Raw genomic sequence first — 1057 nt, 5'->3', positions numbered from 1 at the left:
ATATATTCCTAATTAATTTCAACATCGAACCTTGCTTTTTATACACACTTAAACAATAATTTGAAGGATTCTTCTGAATAATATAAACACACGGAATATCCTTTTCAGCAGAATAAAGAAGAATAGTTATAGAAAAAATAAAAAATAAAATAATTTTTTTCACCATTCATCCACCTTGATTATTCGATTTTTTTTTAAATTCATTCATTGAATAAACTTTTTTCAGGATCGACAAGTCTATTTCTATCTCCATTACCGGTTTCTGTTATAGTACCTTCAAAAATACCAAGAACCGTATAACCGGATTTAACTGATAAATATTCAGCTTTTGTGCTACACTTCGTCCCTAAAGAGTGAATGCGGTTGCTATTACATTAGCCACAGCTGTAAATAACACCCTGCTTTTCTAATTGTCACAGAAGAAGAATTACCCAATTTACCATTGTAATTTGACATATTATAGACAGAAGCGATCAAATATATTGTCGCCCCATCCGAGTCTATATAGTGTACCGGGTTATTGGCACCGTAGGCATACAAATTGCAATATGGTTGCCGAATCTGCGTTTTACGCCGAATTTCCGCCGTATTTAACAGCAAAATCCGTTTTTTTGCGGAGAATAATAATTTTTCGTAACGCAACAGCTCATTTTCGCTCCGAAATCCGCTTTTTACTTCGGAAAATACCTGAAATTCGATCATTTTCTGCAGCAGTCAAACATATCCCTATTTGTAGGACTAACATCCGGTATCTTTCGCAACGCGGAAAGCACCGGATGTAGTGTGAATTGGGATAAAGAATAAAACTATTTATAAAAAGGGATATCCTTTTTTATATGCATAGGAAGAGGAATCCCCAAAAAAGAATAATTCAACCTGTTAATTATTCCTAACTCTGTCCATGCTGCAGCTAATTCCAAACCAAAACATTGCTCTCGAGCAACCTTAATAAACTCAGCATTTTTTTCATTCCTAAGAATAAAAAAATCAGTTCCTCCTGAAGGGTTATTATATTTATCAAAAACAATTTTTCTTTTAGCAGAAAGATCTTTATGAC

The 1057-nt window shown here is 33.5% G+C and carries 1 protein-coding gene; it reads right to left on the bottom strand.

The features are described 5' to 3' along the window. Positions 1-806: 806 nt before the first annotated feature. Positions 807-1057 (bottom strand): hypothetical protein (locus JSQ97_RS12875; protein ID WP_205076419.1); only part of this gene is annotated, 251 nt, incomplete at its 5' end.

This window comes from Treponema sp. Marseille-Q4523 (assembly GCF_016901105.1).
Lineage (GTDB): Bacteria > Spirochaetota > Spirochaetia > Treponematales > Treponemataceae > Treponema_D.
Note: the sequence above shows the minus strand (reverse complement) of the source record. Positions and strands in the feature narration are given on the sequence as shown.